Below are 242 nucleotides of genomic sequence, written 5' to 3' on the forward strand. Positions count from 1 at the left end.
TCAACATCAAGGTTAGAAATTTTTATTATCTGATCGCAGGCGTTCTTGCGGTGCTATTTGCCGTCACGCATGCATGGAACGGGCAATCCGCTGTGCTGCCGATGCTTGACAGTGGAGCGATATCCATGGATACGCGGGTAGTATTCACGTATGTTTGGCACATAATCACGGCGGAAAATCTAGTCTTCGGTATCGCATTCATTTTCATGTCATTCCAAAGTGAGCAATCGAAGATCCGTTTT

General features: G+C 45.9%; 1 pseudogene. It reads left to right on the forward strand.

Annotation, left to right across the window (positions count from 1 at the left end):
* Positions 1 to 242 (forward strand): annotated as a pseudogene (locus tag LKX83_RS32820) (hypothetical protein); the annotation flags it as partial.

It is taken from the genome of Cohnella baijiui (genome assembly GCF_020731285.1).
Classification (GTDB): Bacteria; Bacillota; Bacilli; order Paenibacillales; family Paenibacillaceae; genus Cohnella.